General features: G+C 64.2%; 21 protein-coding genes. 7 read left to right on the top strand and 14 right to left on the bottom strand.

Annotated features, from left to right (window positions below):
* Nucleotides 1-5: 5 nt before the first annotated feature.
* The 12 genes from flgH to X730_RS162475 all read right to left on the bottom strand — a co-directional run bounded on the left by flgH (nt 6) and on the right by X730_RS162475 (nt 9,908).
* Nucleotides 6-710, bottom strand: coding sequence for a flagellar basal body L-ring protein FlgH (gene flgH, locus X730_RS162420; RefSeq protein ID WP_023673654.1), 705 nt, complete (start codon nt 708-710; stop codon nt 6-8).
* Entirely contained in the window at nt 707-1,288 is a 582-nt protein-coding gene (locus tag X730_RS162425; protein WP_027049841.1) for a MotE family protein, read from the bottom strand. Before X730_RS162425 ends, flgH begins: the two co-directional genes overlap by 4 nt.
* A 3-nt stretch (nt 1,289-1,291) precedes the next feature.
* Nucleotides 1,292-2,533: a flagellar basal body P-ring protein FlgI gene (locus X730_RS162430; RefSeq protein ID WP_023825409.1), complete on the bottom strand. Its 1,242-nt coding sequence runs from the start codon at nt 2,531-2,533 to the stop codon at nt 1,292-1,294.
* Nucleotides 2,530-3,057: a flagellar basal body P-ring formation chaperone FlgA gene (flgA, locus tag X730_RS162435; protein ID WP_023825408.1), complete on the bottom strand. Its 528-nt coding sequence runs from the start codon at nt 3,055-3,057 to the stop codon at nt 2,530-2,532. Before flgA ends, X730_RS162430 begins: the two co-directional genes overlap by 4 nt.
* A 6-nt stretch (nt 3,058-3,063) precedes the next feature.
* Nucleotides 3,064-3,852: a flagellar basal-body rod protein FlgG gene (gene flgG, locus X730_RS162440; protein WP_023673650.1), complete on the bottom strand. Its 789-nt coding sequence runs from the start codon at nt 3,850-3,852 to the stop codon at nt 3,064-3,066.
* Between the two features lie 12 nt (nt 3,853-3,864).
* Nucleotides 3,865-4,200 (bottom strand): flagellar hook-basal body complex protein FliE, encoded by a 336-nt coding sequence (locus X730_RS162445; protein ID WP_023825407.1) that lies wholly within the window; start codon nt 4,198-4,200, stop codon nt 3,865-3,867.
* Nucleotides 4,200-4,616, bottom strand: coding sequence for a flagellar basal body rod protein FlgC (gene flgC / locus X730_RS162450; RefSeq protein ID WP_023686341.1), 417 nt, complete (start codon nt 4,614-4,616; stop codon nt 4,200-4,202). The genes X730_RS162445 and flgC overlap by 1 nt, the downstream gene beginning before the upstream one ends.
* Before the next feature lie 2 nt (nt 4,617-4,618).
* Nucleotides 4,619-4,999 carry a flagellar basal body rod protein FlgB gene (gene flgB / locus X730_RS162455; protein ID WP_023683310.1) on the bottom strand — a complete coding sequence of 127 codons (381 nt, stop codon included), beginning with the start codon at nt 4,997-4,999 and terminating at the stop codon, nt 4,619-4,621.
* A gap of 85 nt (nt 5,000-5,084) precedes the next feature.
* Nucleotides 5,085-5,951, bottom strand: a complete 867-nt coding sequence (locus X730_RS162460; RefSeq protein ID WP_031196500.1) for a hypothetical protein — start codon at nt 5,949-5,951, stop codon at nt 5,085-5,087.
* Nucleotides 5,938-7,359, bottom strand: coding sequence for a flagellar protein export ATPase FliI (fliI, locus tag X730_RS162465; protein ID WP_023825405.1), 1,422 nt, complete (start codon nt 7,357-7,359; stop codon nt 5,938-5,940). Before fliI ends, X730_RS162460 begins: the two co-directional genes overlap by 14 nt.
* Before the next feature lie 4 nt (nt 7,360-7,363).
* Nucleotides 7,364-8,089 carry a flagellar basal-body rod protein FlgF gene (flgF, locus tag X730_RS162470; protein ID WP_023825404.1) on the bottom strand — a complete coding sequence of 242 codons (726 nt, stop codon included), beginning with the start codon at nt 8,087-8,089 and terminating at the stop codon, nt 7,364-7,366.
* Nucleotides 8,090-8,096: 7 nt separating this feature from the next.
* Nucleotides 8,097-9,908, bottom strand: coding sequence for a DUF1217 domain-containing protein (locus X730_RS162475; protein WP_023825403.1), 1,812 nt, complete (start codon nt 9,906-9,908; stop codon nt 8,097-8,099).
* A gap of 144 nt (nt 9,909-10,052) precedes the next feature.
* Here X730_RS162475 and motA point away from each other — a divergent pair, with 144 nt between their 5' ends.
* Genes motA through X730_RS162505 form a run of 6 tightly spaced genes read left to right on the top strand, consistent with a single transcriptional unit; the run spans nt 10,053 to nt 14,904 of the window.
* Nucleotides 10,053-10,928, top strand: a complete 876-nt coding sequence (gene motA / locus X730_RS162480) for a flagellar motor stator protein MotA (protein ID WP_023691719.1) — start codon at nt 10,053-10,055, stop codon at nt 10,926-10,928.
* Between the two features lie 35 nt (nt 10,929-10,963).
* On the top strand, nt 10,964-11,896 hold the full coding sequence (locus X730_RS162485; RefSeq protein WP_023825402.1) for a FliM/FliN family flagellar motor switch protein: 933 nt from the start codon (nt 10,964-10,966) through the stop codon (nt 11,894-11,896).
* 33 nt (nt 11,897-11,929) lie between these two features.
* Nucleotides 11,930-12,319, top strand: a complete 390-nt coding sequence (gene fliN, locus X730_RS162490) for a flagellar motor switch protein FliN (RefSeq protein WP_023683477.1) — start codon at nt 11,930-11,932, stop codon at nt 12,317-12,319.
* 38 nt (nt 12,320-12,357) lie between these two features.
* Nucleotides 12,358-13,374, top strand: a complete 1,017-nt coding sequence (locus X730_RS162495; protein ID WP_023725152.1) for a flagellar motor switch protein FliG — start codon at nt 12,358-12,360, stop codon at nt 13,372-13,374.
* Nucleotides 13,375-13,387: 13 nt separating this feature from the next.
* Complete coding sequence (flhB, locus tag X730_RS162500) at nt 13,388-14,470, top strand: flagellar biosynthesis protein FlhB (protein ID WP_023825401.1); 1,083 nt, start codon at nt 13,388-13,390, stop codon at nt 14,468-14,470.
* Nucleotides 14,467-14,904: a hypothetical protein gene (locus tag X730_RS162505; protein WP_023825400.1), complete on the top strand. Its 438-nt coding sequence runs from the start codon at nt 14,467-14,469 to the stop codon at nt 14,902-14,904. Before flhB ends, X730_RS162505 begins: the two co-directional genes overlap by 4 nt.
* 37 nt (nt 14,905-14,941) lie before the next feature.
* Here the strand turns inward: X730_RS162505 and X730_RS162510 are convergent, their stop codons facing one another.
* Together X730_RS162510 and X730_RS162515 are read right to left on the bottom strand one after the other, a co-directional pair.
* Nucleotides 14,942-15,712, bottom strand: a complete 771-nt coding sequence (locus X730_RS162510) for a helix-turn-helix transcriptional regulator (RefSeq protein WP_023733429.1) — start codon at nt 15,710-15,712, stop codon at nt 14,942-14,944.
* Nucleotides 15,709-16,419: a helix-turn-helix transcriptional regulator gene (locus tag X730_RS162515; RefSeq protein WP_023671758.1), complete on the bottom strand. Its 711-nt coding sequence runs from the start codon at nt 16,417-16,419 to the stop codon at nt 15,709-15,711. Before X730_RS162515 ends, X730_RS162510 begins: the two co-directional genes overlap by 4 nt.
* A gap of 506 nt (nt 16,420-16,925) precedes the next feature.
* Between X730_RS162515 and X730_RS162520 the strand changes: the two genes are divergently transcribed.
* The gene (locus X730_RS162520; RefSeq protein ID WP_023825399.1) at nt 16,926-19,832 is read left to right on the top strand and encodes a pitrilysin family protein; all 2,907 of its coding nucleotides are present in this window, start codon (nt 16,926-16,928) and stop codon (nt 19,830-19,832) included.
* Nucleotides 19,833-19,878 lie beyond the last annotated feature (46 nt).

Below are 19,878 nucleotides of genomic sequence, written 5' to 3'. Positions count from 1 at the left end.
CAGTCCTAAAAGGGGAGGACTTGGTCGAGGATCTGCTGACCGTAAGCGGGCTGCTGGATTTCGCTGACGCGGCCGCGGCCGCCATAGGAGATGCGCGCCTCGGCGATGCGTTCATAAGAGATGGTGTTTTCAGCGCCGATATCGGATGGACGCACCATGCCGGCGATGGTCAGCACCCTGAGCTCGTAATTGACGCGCACCTCCTGTGAGCCCCGGATCATCAGATTGCCGTTGGGCAGGACTTCGGTGACGACGGCGGCGACGTTGAGCTCGAGGTTCTCCGAGCGCTTGATTTCGCCGTCCGCATTGGTTTCGGTGGTGGAGCTCAGCCCCGCGTCGCCCTTGCCGCTGGTGGTGGCACCTTCCCATCCGAGGTTGACGTCATAGCCGAGCTTGCGCCCGGCGGTGCGGCTGCGGTCGTTCTGGTTCTTGAAGTTGGCCTTGTCGTTGAGCTTGATCCTGACGGTGAGGATGTCGCCGTCGCGCAGCGCGCGTGGGTCGGTGAACAACCGGCTCTGGCGATCATCCCACAGCGAGAATTTCTTCACTGGCGCGGGTGGCGTTTCGGGATAGGAGTAGGGCGCATTGACGCTGCCGGTAATGCCGGTGCCAACCGGCGACAGCGCCGGCTCCCTGCCGATCTCCCTAGGGTCGGAGGCGCAGCCGGCAAGTGAAGCGGTGGCGACCAGGGCGAGTATATGCGACTTCATGACGGGTCTACCCTTCGCGCCGCGCTGGCCATAATGCCGGTGAGCGTGGCTGCCGCCTTCTGGTCCATTTCGTTGAGAATGACGCCGGCCTTGCGCGAATCGAGTTTCATCAGGATGGCGGCGGCGAGATCGGCGTTGACCATGGCCAGGCGCTCGGCCGCGGCATCCGGTTTCATGCCGGCATAGATCTTTACGACGCCATCCTCGGCGCGGGCCAGGAAGACTTCACGCCGCTTCAGCCATTGCTCGTATTCGGCGCGCTTGTCGTCCAGCGCCTTCATGCGGAGGTCGATGCCGGCCTGCAGCTGCTTCAGCTCTTCGGCCTGCAGCGCGTAACGGCGGTCGCGGGCGGCGTCGGCGATGTTGGAGCAGAAGCGCTGGATCTCGCTTTCATCGGGCACCTTCTCGCGGACCAGCTGCTGCACTGCCGCCGGCTGTTGCCCGCCAGGCAGAACCTGCCGCACCGCTTCTTCCGCGCGGACAGTGCCGCCGGCAAGGACGGTGGCGGCGATGACGCAAGCTGCCAAGGCTGCGCTGCGGCGGTGCTGCTTTTGGGAAAAGAAATCGATCATCGGCATGGCCTATTGGAGAACCAGATCGGCCTGCAAAGCGCCGGCCGACTTGATGCCTTGCAAAATGGCAATGATGCCGTCCGGCTTGACGCCGAGACGGTTGAGGCCCGACACCAGCGTTTCGAGGTTCGGTCCGTCGAGCACATTGACGCGGGCGTCAGGCCGCGTGGCATCGATGGTGGTGAAGGGTTCCTCCGCTGTCACGCCCTTGGAGAACGGTTCCGGCTGGACGATCTTCGGCTGTTCGGTGATGCGCACGGTGAGCGTGCCGTGGCTGATCGCCACCCGCGAGATCTTGACCTCGTTGCCGATGACGATGGTGCCGGTGCGTTCGTCGATGACGACGCGTGCCGGCGTGTCGGTCTCGACCACCAAATTCTCGATCTCGGCGTAGAAGCGCGCCGCCGAAACATTCTTCGGCCGCCTGATCTGCACGGTGCGTGCATCGCGCTCCGCCGCCACGCGCATGCCGAAGCGTTGCGAGGTGTAGCCGTTGATGGCGTCGGCGATGCGGACGGCAGTGGAGAAATCGGGGTTGCGCAACTGCAAGGTGAGCAGCGCCTGGTCCTCGAATTCGGCGCGCACGGTGCGCTCGACGATGGCGCCGTTGGGCACGCGGCCGGCCGTCGGCACGCCCTGCGTCAGCTTTTCGGCATCGCCTTGGGCAGTGAAGCCGGAAACGATGACCGAGCCTTGCCCGACAGCATAGATCTCGCCATCGGCCGCCTTCAGTGGCGTCATTATTAGCGTGCCGCCGGCAAGCGATGTGGCGTCGCCCATGGAGGAGACGTCGATGTCGATCCGGGCGCCAGACTGCACGTAAGGCGGCATGTTGGCGGTGACGATGACGGCGGCGACGTTCTTGGCCCGCGCCCTGCCACCTTCGGTGGCAATGCCGAGATTTTCGAGCATGGCGCGGATCGACTGTTCGGTGAAGGGCGAATTGCGCAGGCTGTCGCCCGATCCGGCGAGGCCGATGACGAGGCCGTAGCCGACGAGCTGGTTGTCGCGCGAAGCCTGCAGCTGCGCAATGTCCTTGATGCGCGATGCGACCTGGCCGGGTGGCAGAGAGCTTGGGCCGTTGGAGACCCTGAACATGCGGTTGGTGGTGGCCGGATCGTATTCGGGATCGACAAAGGCGCCGCCATTCTGGCCGGCAAGATCGCGCTTTTGCTTCGGCGTAAGACCGTCGGCCAGCGCCGGCTGCAGGCCGACAACGGCCGCGAGCAGAAGGGCAGCTCCGCGTCTCATGACGCGCTGACCCGGATGGTGCCGTCAGCCATCACCGTGCCGGAAAAGATCTTGCCGCTGTCGGTGTTGCGGACCTTTATCAAATCGCCGGCGGCACCCGGCTGCAGCGACACCGCCGTGGCCGAAATGGTGAGGTCGCCGGCGATGAAATAGACCTGCACGTCGGCGCCCTGTTCGACCAGCCAGGCGTCGCGGATGGCGGCGACCGGGATATAGCGGCCGGGCAGCAGCGTGCGCTTGGCGACCTTGCCCTGGAGTTCCATCGCCTGCGTGGCGACCGCATCCGGCCTGTGCTTTCCGGGGAGCAGCGTCACCGGTTTCAGCGCGCCGGTATCGATCATCTCGCCGGGATAGATGACCCGGTTGGGGATCAGCACGATCTCGCCGGTTGCCTGACTGCTTGCGACCTGGGTGGTGGTCTCCTGATTTGCCGCTTCCTGGGCAAACGCCGGCACACCGCCGGCTACCAGCGCGAGCATCAGCGCGGTGCGGCAAAGCGCGGAGCGGGAGGCCGGAGAGACCATCAAACCTTACCTGATGTTCTTGGACACGACCGAGGCCATGTCGTCGGCGGCCTGGATGACCTTGGAGTTCATCTCATAGGCGCGCTGCGCCGAGATCAGCTCGGTGATTTCCTTGACCGGATCGACGTTGGAGGCCTCGAGATAACCCTGCTCGACCGAGGCGAAGCCGGGATCGCCGGGCACGCCGACATTGGCCGGGCCGGAGGCCGGCGTCTCCTGGAACAGATTGTCGCCGAGCGGCGCCAGGCCGGCTTCATTGGCGAAGTTGGCGAGCTGCAGCTGGCCCAGCAGCTGGAGGTCGGTCTGGCCGTCGATGCGGGCAAAGACCTGGCCGGTCTTGTTGACGACAACTTCGATGGCATCGGTCGGCACGGTGATGGCCGGGATGACATTGGCGCCGTCGACGGTCACCAGCTGGCCGGTGGCGTTGGTATTGAAGGCGCCGGCGCGGCTGTAGAGCGTGCCGCCGTCGCCGCCCTCGATCTGGAACCAGCCGCGGCCCGTCAGCGCCATGTCGAAACTGTTGCCGGTCGAGGTCAGTTCGCCCTGCGTATGGACGTTGCGCACCGCCGTCGTCTTGACGCCGAGGCCGATCGACACGCCTTCCGGCACAAGCGATGAATTGGAGCGGTTGGGCACGCCCTGCGTGCGGTCGACCTGGTAGAGCAGGTCGGAGAATTCGGCGCGCGCGCGCTTGTAGCCGGTGGTGTTGATGTTGGCGATGTTGTTGGCGATGACTTCCAGATTTGTCTGCTGGGCATTCATGCCGGTCGCTGCGATGGCGAGTGCTTTCACGGCAAGTTCTCCTCAGATGCCCATACGGCTGATTTCGAGATAGGCGGAGACGACCTTGTCGCGAATGGCGATCGTGGTCTGCAGGGCCTGCTGGGCGCTCATGACGGCGTCGACGACCTGGCGGGTGTCGGCGTCGCCCCTCAGCGCCTGGATCGACACCTGCTCGGCATTCTGCAAGGTGTTGACGGTCTTTGAAGCAGCCTGGCTCAGCGCCTCGGCGAAGGTGGTGCCGATTTCGCTGCCGGCCATCGGCGCCCTGGCGCCCTGGAACAGGTCGGTCGTGGTATCGGCGCCGCCGATCTCCGGCTTGAGGGGAAGCGATCCGATACCGCCAATGCCGCTGATCATTACTGGTTCCTCATCAGGTCGATGGTCATGGAGATCAGATCACGCGCCTGCTTGATGACCTGAAGGTTGGCTTCGTAGGAGCGGTTGGCTTCGCTCATGTCGGCCATCTCGACCAGCACGTTGACATTGGGCATCTTGACGTAGCCCTTGTCGTCGGCGGCCTCGTTGCCGGGCTGGAATTCGACGGGAAAGTCGCTGGGGTCGCGGTCGATGGAGTTGACCTCAACCGTCGTGCCACCCGAGGCACGATCGAGTTCCGAGACGAAACTGATGGTCTTGCGGCGATAGGGGTCGGCGCCCGGCGTGTTGCCGGTCGACTGCGCGTTGGCGAGATTTTCCGAAACGACGCGCAAACGGTCAGACTGGGCGCTGAGGCCGGACGCGGCGATCTTGAGGGCTGAGGTCAAAGCGTCCATGGTCAGCTCTTCACCGCCATCATCATCATCGAATGGAAGGCCTTGACGATCGCGGTGTTGAGTTCAAACGAGCGGCGGACCTCGCCGGCCTTCATCAGTTCGTTCTCGACCACCACCGTGTTCTTCGAGGGCATGATGGCGCCGGTCGTCTCTTCTGGCTTGACCGTGAAGCCGGCATTGGTGGCGGCAGTGCCGAGGTGGCCTGCCTGGGTGGCGGTCAGCGACACTGCCGTGCGGTCGAGCACCTTCTCAAACGGCTCGACATCGCCGGCGGTGTAGCCCGGCGTGTTGACGTTGGCGATGTTGCCGGCAATGGCCGACTGGCGCACCGACAGCCATTGCGACTGCTTGGCGGCGAGATCGAAAAGATTGACGGGCTCCATGGGGATCTCCGGGCTGGTACGTACAAGACTAGGCTGCCAGTCTTGCGCGGACCTTGCGCGGCTCGGGGGTAAATCCGGTGTGCCGCTATTTGGAGAGTTCGATCACCTGGTCGGTGCTGGTGACCATGACCCACTTGCCGCCCCGTTGCTCGATCGACGAGACGACGCTGGTATCGGGCAGCTTCGAGCCGCGCTGGACGATCCACAGGCCGGCATCGTCCTCGATCATGGCGCGGCCATTGGCGACATGAACCATGCGAAATTTGGCGTCCGCCGGGAAGGGCTGCTCGTCGACGCCGGGAGGCTGGGTCTTGTCCTCGGGGTCCTGCAGCGTGCCGGTGGCGAACAGGTCGACATCGGGAACATCGTTTGCCGTCAGCGGCTGACCGCTGTTCTCCATCTGCGAGCCGCCGCTGACCCGCCCTGCATTGGTGCCGCTGCCGCCGAACTTGATCGCCTGCACGCCGAACTGGTCCTGATTGAAGAAGATATACCAGGGAAACAGCGCGCAGATCAGGCCAAGCGTGATGCCGAGCGCGGCAAAGACGATATCGCTGCGGCGGTCGGATTTCTTGTCGAGCCTGGGATATTGCGGCCTTGGCGGCTGCGGCCATTCGGTGACCGGGAACAGCCCGTCGAGAAGCGAGTCACGACTGGTCTCGATCGCTTCTTTGGGGCCGGCGCGAGGGGTCCTTGGCAATGCAGGCTTGACGACGCTGGGCAAGGCAGGCTCGGCCAAGCGAGGCACAGTGGACTCGACTACGCTGGCTGCCCTGGGCAAGAATGGCCTGGCGGCCCTGGCCAGAATGGCCTCAGCCTTGGCGGCCTTGTCGAGATCGGCCTTTGCCCTGACAGCTCTCGCTTCGTTGGCCCGGGCTTCCTCGGCGGCACTGGCCTCTGCGATCATCTCGCGCAAAAGCCGCTCGGTGTACTGAAGCTCAGTCTCCTGCATCGACACTTTGCTTGCCTTTCAGATGACGGGCGAGGTCGGAGAATGCGTCGCTCGAGGCGCGATCCCTGGGCGACTGCGTCAGCGCCTCGTAGATCAGCGGCACCTGGCGCACGGCAATATCGAGCTCGGCATCGGCGCCGCCCTGATAGGCGCCGAGCAGGCGGATGTCGCGCGTGTCCTCGAAGCGCGAGATCATCGATTTCAGCCTGGTCACCAGCATGCGTTGCTCGGGGCTCCATGCCTTGTCGGCGAGGCGCGAGATCGACGACAGCGGATTGACCGGGGGGTAGCGGCCCTGTTCGGCAATGGCGCGGTCGAGCACGACATGGCCGTCGAGGATGCCGCGTACCGAATCGGCGACCGGGTCGTTGTGGTCGTCGCCGTCGACCAGCACCGAGATGATGGCAGTGATTGATCCCTGTCCTTTGATACCGGGGCCTTCAGCGCCCGGGCCAGCGCGTTCGAGCAGCTTCGGCAGGTCGGTGAAAACCGAAGCGGGATAGCCCCGGGCGACCGGCGGCTCGCCGGTGCCGGTCGCCACCTCGCGCAGCGCATGGGCAAAGCGGGTAATCGAATCCAGCACCAGCAGCACGCGATGGCCCTGGTCGCGAAAATGTTCGGCAACGCGCATGGCGGTATCCGGCGCGCGCCGGCGCATCATGGCGCTCTCGTCGCTGGTGGCGACGACGGCGACCGTCTTGGCCATGCTCTCTGCGCCGATCGTGTCTTCGAGGAATTCGCGTACCTCGCGGCCGCGCTCGCCGATCAGCGCCACGACCACGGTGTCGAAGGCGTCGGCGCCGGCCAGCATGGCGAGCAGCGTCGACTTGCCGACGCCGGAACCGGCAAAAATGCCGAGGCGCTGGCCGAGGCAGAGCGGCGTGAAGATGTCGATGACCTTGACCCCGGTCGTGAAGGCGGTGCCGACGCGCTGCCGCGCCATGGCGCCGGGCGTGGTGCCGTCGCCGCTCGCAGCCTCGCCGATCCTGATCAGCGGCGGGCCGCCATCGATGACGCGGGTCAGCGCGTCGATGGCGCGCCCGCGCCACGAGGCATGCGGCGTTACCGTCAGCGGGCCGCGGCGAAACACGGCGTCGCCGATGCCGGCGTCGGCGCTGCGTTCGAAGGGGGCGATGACGACTTCGTCGCGGCCGATCCTGACGATCTCGCCGCGGCGCGTGCCGGCATTGCCGCGCTGTTCGACGAGGTCGCCAAGCCTGGCGACTTCAGACAGGCCGCGCACCTTGTAATGCGTTGGCGAAACCTCCGAAACACGGCCGCCGCGCCGCAGCAACGTCTCGGTGTCATCGAAGCGGCGCCAGATCCGCTCCAGCGCAGCCAGCCGGTTTTCCGGTGCTGTCTCCGGTTGCCGTTCAAGCGCGCGTATCGATGATTTGCTGCTCGACATGCTGCTACGACTTGGAGCCGAGCGTCTTGATGGCGTCGTCGGTCGAGGCATCGGTCTGGCGCATCAGCGCCGCCGTGTTCTCGAAGGCGCGCTGGACCATGATCAGGCGCGTCATCTCCAGCACCGGATTGACGTTGGATTCCTCGACATAGCCCTGCGCGACGCCGAGATCGGAACGGTCGGTGACCGGCTCCGGCGCACGCGCGGGCACGATGCCAGAATTGCCGTAGCGGACGAAGTTCGGACCGGGGTCGAAATTGAACAGGCCGATGGCGCCGACAAGCTTGTCGCCCTGGCGCAGCGAGCCATCGGCGCCCGCCTTGGGCGGACCGTCGCGCGGGTCAAGCTGGATCGGCGCGCCGCCGGCATCCAGCACCGGATGGCCCTCGAGCGACATCAGTTCGCCATTCTCGTTCATCGAGAAGCGTCCGTCGCGCGTCATCACGGTGCCGGCCGGAGTGTCGATGCCGAACCAGGCATCGCCCTGGACGGCGAAGTCGAACGGGTTGCCGGTCTGCGTCATCGCGCCATGGGCGCCGGACAAATAGGTCTTGCCGGAGGAGGCGAAGGACACCGATTTGGGGCCGCTGCCGGAGACGACATCCTCGAACTTCACGCCGGTGGCGCGAAAGCCGATGGTCGAGGCGTTGGCGACATTATCGGCGATGGTGTCGAGACGGCGCTCAAGCGCGATCTGCGAGGAGAGGGCGACGCAAAGGCTGTCCTGCATGGTGTTCTCAGAATCTCAGTTTCTGCATGGCCATCATCAGATCGGTCGAGATGCCGACGGTGGTCGGCTGCGCAAACAGCACACCGACCGATGTCTGGGCGGTCGAGGTCGGATGATTGATTTCCCAAAGGCTGGTGAAGCGGGTGAGGAATTTCCCGAGCTTGGTCGGGTCGGTAAAATCGGTGAGGTCGAGTTTTGCCTCGAAGGCCTGCGCCTGCTTGTCGATGTCGGCGGCGGCGAAGGAATCAGGCAGGCCGAGTGCGGTGCGTACCACGCTGGCCAGGGCCGTGTCGGCCAGCACGTCGTACCAGTTGGTGATGGTCGAGGCCTTGCGCTCGAAATAGAGCGCCAACCGCACGCCGTCATTGGTCTTGCCGGCGTCTTCTTCCAGGGTCTGGCGCATATATTTGTCGACCACCGGCTGCTGCGACGGGCTGCGGGTCGTTGCCGCTTCGCCGTAGGCCTCGAAATTCAACGAGGTGGCGAGCCTGGCATAGGCCTTGTTGGAGAGCTTGTTGGCGACACTGGCGGGATCGCGGACACCGCCCTCAAGGACATCACGGACGAGATCCTTGTTGGTGGTCGCCGGATCGAGCCCGCTTGCGGACAGAGCATAGTTATAAAGGCGGCTGTCGGCCATCAGGTCGTCGACCGATTTCACCTTGGTGATGTTGGCGAGGTAGTAGCTGGTCTCGGCCTGGACGGCGTCCGCGTTCGGCTTGATCAACCCAAGGCTGGACTCGGTCGTGTAGAGCTTGCGCGTCGTCTTCAGCACGGCGTCGCGCGTGGTCGTCTGATCACCATACTGGGCGAAATTGAAGGCCGTGACGAAGTTGGCGTAGCTTTTGTCGGTCAACAAATTGGCGGGACTCAACGGATCGGCAACGCCGCCGGTAAGCATGGTGCGGATCTGCTTCGTCGTCTGGGTCGATGCATCAAGCCCATAGGCAGCCATGGCGAAGGTCAGCAGGCGCTTGTCCTTCAGCAGGTCTTCGATGGACTTCACCTTGGAGATGTTTGCTGCGTAGTAGTCGGCCTCGCCCTTGATGTATTGCGCGGTCGGCTTGACGAGCAGCAGCCCGGTTCCGCCGATCACAGCCTTCGGCACCGCCTGCTGGACGGCGTCGCGCGCCGTAGCCTGGTCGCCATATTGGGCAAAGTCGAAAGCCGCGACGAAAGCCGCATAGCCCTTGTTTGTCGACGTGTTTGCGGGGCTGTTCGGGTCGGTGACGCCGCCTTCCAGCATGGCCCGCACGGTCGCAGCCGGCTCGGCGTCGGCGTCCAGGCCGAACGCGGCCATCGCATAGGTGAGCAGGCGATCGTTGCCCATCACGTCGTCGATCGATTTTACGTTGGAAATGTTGCTCAGGTAGTACGAGGTTTCGCCCTTGTAGTAGGTGAAGCCGTTCTGCGAAGGGCCGACCGAGACCTGGAGACCATAATTGTTGGTCACGCCCTGCTGTGCCGAATTGTAGCTCGTGGCATTAGCGCCAAGTGCGGCGAAATTGAAGGCCGACACGAACTCGGCATAACGCTTGTCGCTCAGTTTGTTGGCGAAGCTGTCGGAATCCGACACCCCTTCCTTCAGCGCTTTGACCATGAAGGCCTTGGCGTAAGCCATGTCGCCGAGACCGAAGGCTTTCATGGCATATTTGAACAGCCGGTCGTTCTTGACGAAATCGTCGATCGATTTCACGCTGCCGATGTTGGCGAGATAGTAGTCGGTGTCGCGCTTGGTGATCGGCTCCGCCTCGATGCGGTCGATCGCCTTGGGGATGTCCCTGGCGATGAGCTGGTAGCTGGTAAAAGTGCTCAACACGACATGCCTCCGGTCGCAGCTTCAAAAGCAAGACTATGCGGACTTGCTTGCGCGAGGCTGAATCGCCTCACCTTGCATGATTCAAGCCTCACACAAGGCACGGGGGCTATCGGTTAGGCCTGACGTGATGCGGAAGGATCTGGCGTGGGCATTCTGATCGGACTTGTGGTGACGCTCGGCTGTGTTCTCGGCGGCTTCATGGCGATGGGCGGCCATCTGCATGTGCTGATGCAGCCTTGGGAAGCGGTGGTCATCTGCGGCGCCGCACTTGGAACCTTTCTCGTCGCCAACCCGATGAAGACGGTCAAGGACACCGGCAGGGGTATCCTCGAAGCGTTCAAGCAGGCGGTGCCGAGGGAGCGCGACTATCTGGAGACGTTGGGCGTGCTGCACAGCCTGATGCGCGAACTGCGCTCGAAGTCGCGCAGCGAGGTCGAGGCACATATCGACAATCCGGAGGAATCGGCGATCTTCCAGGCATTCCCGACCGTGCTCAAGAATCACGATCTGACGAATTTCATCTGCGACTACTGCCGCATCATCATCATCGGCAATGCCCGCTCGCATGAGATCGAGGCGCTGATGGACGAGGAAATCCAGACCATCAAGTCCGACAAGATGAAGGCTTACCACGCGCTTGTGGCGGTGGGCGATGGTCTGCCGGCGCTCGGCATCGTCGCCGCCGTGCTCGGCGTGGTCAAGGCGATGGGCGCGCTCGACCAGTCGCCCGAAATCCTCGGCGGCCTGATCGGCGCTGCCCTTGTCGGAACCTTCCTCGGCATCTTCCTGTCCTATGCGGTGGTCGGGCCGGTCGCCACCAAGATCAAGACGGTGCGCGAGAAGAAGAACCGCCTCTATATCATCGTCAAGCAGACGCTGCTTGCCTACATGAACGGCGCCCTGCCGCAGGTGGCCATCGAGTTCGGTCGCAAGACCATCTCGTCCTATGAGCGGCCGACGATCGATGCCGTCGAGCAAAGCACGATGAACACAGCTTCCGCCGAGAAGAAAGCGGCTTGAGCCATGCATGACGACAGACAGGACCGCACGCCGTCATGACAAGTCCTGGCAGACCCTCGCAAGCCCGCTCGCTGATCATTGAGCGTCTGGTCGGTGACAGCGGTGAGGCCGCTCATGTCATCGGCACCGGGCGCTCGATGGGCGAGCGCGCGCTGCCGCTGCTGCAGAAGAGCCTGGCCGGCGAACTCGGCGCACCGGTCACCGTCGACCTGCGCGCGGTCGAGATCAGCCGTGTTCCCGATGCCCGCACGAATGCCGGCGATGCCTTTGCCATGGCCATCATAGCATCGCCGACGTCTTCGGATGCGATGACGCTGGTGGCTGATGCGCCGGCCATCGCCGTGATGGTGTGCGCGCTGTTCGGCGGCGATCCGGATCAGCCGGTTTCGCCGATCGAGCGCGCTCTGTCGCAGATCGAGACCGATGTCGCGACCACGGTCTTCCAGGAAGTTGCGCAGGCGTTGAACGGATCGGGCCGGCGCTCGCTCGAGCTGCGGCTGCCGGTGCCGCGGGCACTTTCGGGCAGCGAAGCCAAGCGCCGCGTGCTGCGCGATGGCGCGGCGGTGCGCATCGTCTTCGGCATCTCGACGCCGACCGACAGCGGAACGGTCACGGTGATGATCCCGCAGCGCATCCTGCTGGCCACACGCGGTATCGCCGATGTCCACGACAGCGAAGGCACGACCTCCGACTGGCGGGCACGTTTTTCCGAAGAGGTGATGCGCTCGACGGTGACGCTCGAAGCGACCATGCCGCTGGCCCGCCTGACGCTCGGCGATCTCGCCGGTTTCGAGCCAGGCCAGGTCATCGAGTTCGAGGAAACCGCGCAGTCGCAGGCCAAGCTGAGCGCGCGCGACAAGACGCTGTTTGTCTGCGAGTTCGGTAAACTCGGGCAGAACTACACCGTCCGGATCAGGCATCCTTACGATGCCGGTCAGGATTTTATCGATGGGCTCATGCCGGGCTGACGCCGGGCAAGCCCAAGCATTTGGAGACGACTGATGGCCAAGACCAAGGTGGAAGCCAATATCGACCAGCCGGACGAACAGCTCGACCGCGCCATCGAGGAATTGCGCGGCGTCCTCCAGGAGGAGGAAAAGCGCCCCGACGCCGCCTTGCGGGCTGCCACGTCCGGCGCCAATTCGAACATCATCATGAGCATCCCGGTCGATGTGCAGATCATCCTCGGCAGTACGGAAATGCCGGTGTCGGACCTGATGGCGCTGCAGAAGGGCTCGACGGTGGCGCTCAACCGGCGCATCGGCGAACCGGTCGATGTCGTGGTCAACGGCCGCAAGATCGCGCGCGGCGAGATCACCGTGCTGGAAAGCGATCCGTCGCGCTTTGGCATCAGGCTGACCGAAATTATCGCGGCGACCAAGGGCGCTTGAGCAATGAATGACATGCGGTCTCAGCAGGAGCGGATGCCATGACGACGCCGGTGACGCTCACGCGCCCGCAAAAGGCCGCCGCCATCCTGGTGGCGATGGGCAAACCTTCGGCCAGCCGGCTGCTGAAATTCTTCAAGCAAGAAGAACTGAAGGCACTGATCGAAGGGGCGCGGCTGCTGCGCACCATTCCGCAAAGCGACCTCGAACGCATCGTTGCCGAATTCGAGGCCGAGTTCACCGAAGGTGCGGGCCTGCTCGATTCCGCCGACCGGATGGACACGATCCTCAATGAATCGCTGTCGCCCGAAGAGATGAGCGCCATCATGGGCGACAAGCGCTTCGAGGTTGCGCCGGAAGGGCCACCGCCGATCTGGCCGGAGCTGGAAAAGCTCGAGCCGACGCGTCTGGGCACGTTCCTTGCCGCCGAGCATCCCCAGACCGCGGCCATGGTGCTGTCGAAGCTTGCGCCGCAAGCCGCCGCCAACATTTTGCTGACCATGGAAAAGCCGATGCGCAGCGAGATCATCAAGCGCATGGTGACGATGGCGACCATTCCGGACGCGGCCACCAGGATCATCGAGAACCAGCTGCGCGCCAGCGTGCTGGCGCAGACCGCGACCAAGGATATCTCGGCGGGACAGGCGCGCGTCGCCAGTATGCTCAACGAGATGGACAAGCCTCAGTTGGAAGAGGTCATGCAGGATCTGGAAGAGGCCGGCACGCCGGACCTCGGCGGTGTCCGCTCCAGGTTGTTTGCCTTCGACGATCTGCCGCTTTTGACGCAGAAGGCGCGGGTGCTTCTGTTCGACGGGCTGTCGACCGAACTGATTACGCTGGCGCTGCGCGGTGCACCACCCGCATTGACGGAATCGGCGCTCTCGGCGATCGGCGCACGGTCGCGGCGCATGATCGAGTCCGAGCTCGGACAGGGCTCGGAAGGCATTCAGCTTGCCGACATCATGACGGCGCGCAAGAACATCGCGGTGGCGACAATCCGGCTTTCGCGCGAGGGGGCTTTCGAACTGCCCTCATCGCAGCAGAGCGAAGCGGCTTAACGCCGAGCGCTGAATGGCTGAAGCGGCGGACAAAGACTCCAAAACCGAAGACGCGACCGAAAAGAAGATCCGCGACACCGTCGAACAGGGCAAGCTGCCCCATTCGCGAGAGGCCGCACTTCTGGCGTCCTTCATCGCCATACTGGTGTTCATCGTCTTCTACGCCAAGGACGCGGTCGTTGATCTCGGCATGTTCCTGTCGATGTTCCTGGAAAAGCCCGAGGCGTGGCCGATGGACACCGAGACCGACGTCATCGCGCTCTACAAGACCGTGATGATGGAAATAGGCAACGCCGTCGTCAGCCTGCTGGTGCTGCTGGTGGTGGCCGGCATCGGCGCCTCGGTGCTGCAGAACATGCCGCAAGTCGTCGGCGAGCGGATCCGGCCGCAACTGTCGCGCATCTCGATAGCTAAGGGCTGGACCAGGATGTTCGGTATTCAGGGCTGGGTAGAATTCCTGAAATCGCTGGGCAAGCTCGGCTTCGCCAGTATCGTGCTCTACTTCACGCTGTCGCAGGACTACCGCCAGCTCCTGGCCGGCATGATCACCAACCCCGTCGCTTTCGGCCTCGTCATCAAAAGCATCACCGTCGACATATTGGTGGCGATCGTCTTCGTCATGGGGCTGATCGCGGCGGTCGACGTCGTCTGGTCGCGCTTCCATTGGAAGCAGGATCTGCGGATGACCAAGCAGGAGGTCAAGGACGAGTTCAAACAGTCCGAGGGCGACCCGATCATCAAGTCGCGGCTGCGCTCGCTGGCGCGTGACCGGGCGCGCAAGCGGATGATGACGGCGGTGCCGCGCGCGACGCTGATCATCGCCAATCCGACGCACTTTTCCATCGCGCTCAGATATGTCCGCGACGAGGATTCAGCACCCATGGTGCTGGCCAAGGGCCAGGACCTTGTGGCGCTCAAGATTCGCGAGATTGCCAAGGAGCACAACATCCCGATCTTCGAGGACGTGGCGCTCGCCCGCTCCATGTACAAGCAAGTTTCGGTTGATAGCGTGATCCCGTCGCAATTCTACCAGGCCGTCGCCGAACTGGTGCGGATCGTCTACTCCAAAAAGGCTGAGCGGAGACAAATTTCATGAACCGCCAACCGCACGCAAAATCCCGCGAACTCATCGTCGCCAAGGCCATCGAGCAGGTGGTCGACGAGTTGCGGCTGATCGATGTCGCCGACTACATCGCCTTCATCCGGCTCGAGCATTTCGCTTGCCTGTCGGATCTGGTGGATTCGGCGGTGGAGCTGTTCTTCCTGCCGGGCACGCTCAGGCTCGGCCATGGCGGAGAGGCACATGTCGACTGGAGCGGCAGCCCGCGCGTCGTGCTCGATCTCGAGCTTCGGCCGCCGGGCGTCACCGTCTATTTCCAGCTGACGCTGAGCGAGGAGAGGTCTTCGGTCGCGGTCAACTATGTTTCGTTCGAGAAGCCCGGCGAAGACCCCGAGCACAACACCGCCTTGCTGGAGACGGTCATCGAAGAGGCGCGCATTCGCCGGACCGAGCCGCTCGCCTATCGCTGATCTTTTGTCTTATCCCAATCGCCGGACGCGGCTTTGATCACTCGATCAGACCCAGGCGCAGCGCCTTGGCCACCGCCTGGTTGCGGTTGACCGCGTTGAGCTTCTGCGTCGACTGGGTGAGATACTGGTTGGCGGTGTGGACCGACAGCTTCAGCAGCCTGGCGATCTCTTCGCTGGTGTTGCCGTTGGCGGTCAGCTTCAGGCACTCCAGTTCACGCTTGGAGATCGACCGCATCCGGCCGGCATCGTTCGGACGAATGCGGGCGACGGCGGCGAACAGCGAAAAACAGCGGGCGTGGATTTCGTAGAGCGTGTCCTCCGGCAGAGCGATCGTCGAGCCGAGGAACACCACCAGCCCGCAATGGCCGCGATCGGCATGGACGGGAAAGGCAATGCCGTTGGTGCCTGGCGCCAGCGGCGCCGTCCGCTCCGCCCAGGCGAGGTTCTTGAAGACGGCGTCCGAGCCGGCGATGCCGTCGTCCGCCCACCAGCGCGGCGCTGTCGAGGCGCCGCTGTGGCGAACCATCTCCTCGCCATTGGCGCCGGCGATGAACTTGGTTGTCACCGCGGTGGCGGGATAGTCGGAATCGAAGCTCGGCACCAGGCGCGCCCGTTCCGGCGAGGGGCTGACGAAGTAGAGGCCAAACGCCGACGCGTTGATGTCGACTGCGATCCAGCGGCAGCGGCGCACCGCGTCCGGGATGGTAACGGCATGGTGCGTCTCGGAACCGATGGAGAAGGCGCCGAACGGATTGCGCTGCTCGTTGAAAAGGGCTTCGGCCGCCGCCTTGATGTCAGCATGTTTCAAATGATGCCGCTCCTGATCGCCGTGGCGATGGCCATCGCGCGGTTCGACGCCGCGAATTTCTGGATGGCGTGGGTGATGTAGCTGTTGACGGTGTTGGACGAGACCCCGAGGATCACTGCGACCTCATCGGTGGTTTTGCCTTCAGACACCCAGAACAGGCATTCGCGCTCGCGGTCGGACAGCGGGTCCTGCATGGCGGCGGCGGCGATCAATTGCGGGATGGCGGACAGCGCGTAACAGCACTTCAACTGAGCCTTCATCAGCGCCGGCTGGTCGATACTGCCGGCCTCGGCCGCCGAGAAAAGCGCAAACAGCCGCTGGCGACCGACATTGAGCCGCAACGAATAGACTTCGGCATGGCCAAGCACGTCGAGCAGGCGCGCCTCTTCGCCTGTGAGCAGTCCGCCGGCGTCGGGCGCCGCGGCGGCGACCAGCGGCCTCGGGCGGATGCCAGGTGCAACGGTCAGCGGTCCCTGGGCAAGGCCGGCGATCAGCCGCTTGCCGATCAGTTCAATGGCGTCGAAGATCCAGTTGGATGAGACGATGCGGGCGTCGTTGCGGTCCTGGTCGTGGACGATGGCGACGAGCATGTAGCTGTCGGCGCCGATCTCGGCGGCAAGCTGCATGAAAAAGGAGGTGAGATCGCCGCGCGATTCGAGGCGCGAGCCTAACGTATCGGATTGGAGAAGCGCGGCGGAACTGCTCATTGGATGCTTTGGTTGTATGTCATGGCCGGAGTCTTTTCTTGAGCCCGGACGCTGGGGTTAGCAGCGGCCGAACTTGAAGACGCATCACGTTTACGAAGCACTCACACGGCGCGGCGGTCGCGCTGATCGCCGAATCCATTCAGGGAACGCGAAGCCGTCCGCGTCTGGTGCCGGTCATTGGCCGGAACTTGAGACTTTGGGTGGTCGCCGCGCCCCCCAAGGACCGGCTGATTCGGGTCTAATCTACCCGCAGATGAATCCGACATCAAACGCGATTTGACAAAATCAATATTATTGGACTCAAGCGACTCAGGGGCGGCTTTCGCGGCCTTTCCGCCGCAAAAGGCCTGAAACGCCGACACGAAAAAGCCAGAGGGTGTTGCGATACTGCCGTATCGAGGGCCGATCGATTCCGATAGGGTCTCGGCAGCCGGCAGGGGTGGGCATCCCTTCGGTCATACGGCGGATTTGGCGGCGCTTGCTGGCGGCCATCAGCATCGGGGGTCATGATGAAGCAGGTTTTCCTGGCGTTCACGGTGGTGCTTGCCGTTCTTGCCGGCATGGCAGCGCCCGCCAAGGCTGAGCCGACCGTTACCTATGCGCTCGACAACGGGCTGCAGGTGGTGCTGGTGCCCGACCATCGCGTGCCGAAGGTGGTGATGAACCTGCGCTACCGCGTCGGGTCGATGAATGAACCCGCGGGACGCTCGGGCTTTGCGCATCTGTTCGAACATCTGATGTTTTCCGGCACGCCGGCCTGGCCGAACGTGTTCGGCGCGCACGCCGCGCTCGGCAACGAGATCAATGCCTGGACCACCGAAGACGGCACCGTTTATTACGTCGACGGGCTGTCGTCGTCACTGCCGATGATCCTGTCGCTGGAGGCCGACCGCATGGCCAATCTCGGCCGTTCGGTGACTCAGGCCAAGCTCGATCTGCAGCGCTCGGTGGTCAAGAACGAGATGCGCCAGAACGTGCTCGACAAGGCCGGCGCATCCGGCTGGGAAGCTTTCTGGTCCGGGCTGTTCCCGAAGCCGCATCCCTATAGCCGCATGGTCATCGGCTCGGTCGCCGATCTTGATGCGGCGACGCTCGACGATGTCAGGGGTTTCTTCAACAGCTACTATCTGCCCAACAATGCGGTGCTGGTGCTGGTCGGCGACTTGGAGATCGACGACACCAAGGCGCTGATTGCCGACACGTTCGGCCGCGTGGCGCGCGGCGCCGATGTGGCGCGGCCCGCCGTGCCGGCACCGACGCAGGCCCGGCTCAAGCTGGTGCTCGAGGATCGTGTACCAAGCCCCATCGTCGTGGTCGGCTTCAGTGGCCCGGTGGCGCAGTCGCCCGACAATGGTGCGCTCAGCATTGCCGCCGAACTGCTCGGCAACGGCGAATATGGGTTTTTGCGCAACCGGCTGGTTTCGCAGTTGGGCATTGCCACCTATGCCAGCGCGAGCTGGACCGGCGGTCTGCTCGGTGGCCGCTTTACCTTCGAGGCGGGTGCCGCCGAAGGTGTGGCGCCGGAAGCGCTGGAAAGCGCGATGAAAACGGCGTTTGCGGATTTCCTGAAGACCCCGCTCGATCCGGTCGATGTCGAGCGTGCGCGCACGGGCATCTTGCAGGCAGCGCGGCTCGGCAGCGAAGCATTGAAGGATCGCGCCGGCGTCGTCTCCTACAATGCCGACGTGCTCGGCGATGCGCAGAGCGCGCTGGTCGACGACCCGCGGGTGAAGGACGCCAGCGTGGCGGATCTCGAGGCAACGATGAAGCGGCTGTTGAAACCGGAAGACGCCAGCGTGCTGGTGCTGAAGCCCGGCCCGCGCGGCGGCTATCCCGATGCACTGATCGGCTCGTCCGGCACACCGCAGCCGTTCACCGCGCCGGAGCGAGCGGCGATCGACATTCCGAAGCATGCGGCCGGGCAAGCGCCTTCGGCAACACTGCCCGCCATGGAAACGGCGACGCTCTCGAATGGCATCAAACTCGTCCACTACACAATGCCGGAAGCGCCGATGGTCTATGTCGCGGCCAGTGCCGCCGGCGGCTGGAACAGCGTGCCGGAAGGCAAGGAGGGATTGCTGGAGCTTGCAGCAAGCATGGCGACACGCGGGGCCGCCGATCGCGGCTCGGCTGATTTCGCCAAGGCGGCCAGCGACATCGGCGCCGGCGTCAGCCACCAGGCCGGAACGCTGGCCACGATGATGACGCTTGGCGTGCCGCCGGAAAAGCTCGACCAGGGTATTGGGCTGCTCGCCGACGCGGTACTGAAGCCTCGTTTCGACAAGACCGAATGGACGGTGCTGATGGCGCAGACGGTCGACTGGCTAAACGGCCGCGAGGCGGATCTGCCCGGCGTTGCCGGCCGCATGGCAAAGGCGACGCTGATCCCGCAGGTGCCGGGCAAGGCAGCGGTGGACTGGTCGGCAAAGGCGCTGGCCTCGATCTCGCTCGACGAGGCGAGGGACGCATTCAAGGCGGAGTTCACGCCGAAGGCGGTGACCTTCTACAGCGTCGGCCCGATGCCGGTCGCGACCGTCGCCGCCAGCCTTGAAAAAGCATTTGGCGCGTGGACAAGCGACACCGCCGGCTATGCCGTCGAGCCGTCGCCGGCGGCGCATTTCAACGGGGGACAGAAAGTGCTGCTGGTGCCCGAACCCGGCGCCAGCCAGTCGGCGCTGTTCGTGGCGCGGCCGGCGCCCGGCACCGACGAGAGCGAGCGCGCTGAATCGACCGCGGTCTCCAACCTGCTTGGCGCCGATTTCTCCAGCCGGCTGAATTCGGTGATCCGCGAGGAGAAGGGCTACTCCTATGGCGTGTCGAGCTATCTGATGAGCCCGATGAAGGCCGGCTCGGGATTGGTCGTGGCAACCACCGTCGAGCGCGCCAACACCGGGCCGGCGATTACCGAAATCCTGAAAGGATTTGCCGGCCTGACAACCTTGCCGGTAGCGCAGGACGAGGTCGACCGCACGGTGACCGTCTATCGCCGGGCGCTGGCTGGATCGGCCGAGACGTCGGCTGGTCTGTTCTCCTCGCTGATTGGCGCGGTCGGCAGCGGATCGACGCTGGAGGACCAGCAAACCCGCATGGCGGCGCGCACAAAGCTGACGCTCGATGCGGTTCAGAAACAGGCGCTGGCCCTGGCGTCGCTCGATCCGTCGCTGATCGTGGTGGCGGGCGACCCCGATGTGGTGATGCCGCAGCTTGCCGCGATCGGCCTCAAGGACGTCGAGATCGTCAAGCGTGACGAGGCTGGCGAAGACACGGCGATGCGGGCGCTCGATCTTCTCGGGGGCAATCGCCAGGCGCCGCTGTCTGCCTCGCCGTGGCGGGTTGGCGATGGCGGCACGACACGCGCGGTGCACGCCTGCGGCGGCGACAGGGATTGCGGCGCGCAGATCCACGCCGACTGATCGATACGAGGCGGCCGCCGGCCGCGTTTAAATCTTGGGCAACTTT

It is taken from the genome of Mesorhizobium sp. L103C131B0 (genome assembly GCF_000502275.1).
Classification (GTDB): Bacteria; Pseudomonadota; Alphaproteobacteria; order Rhizobiales; family Rhizobiaceae; genus Mesorhizobium.
Note: the sequence above shows the minus strand (reverse complement) of the source record. Positions and strands in the feature narration are given on the sequence as shown.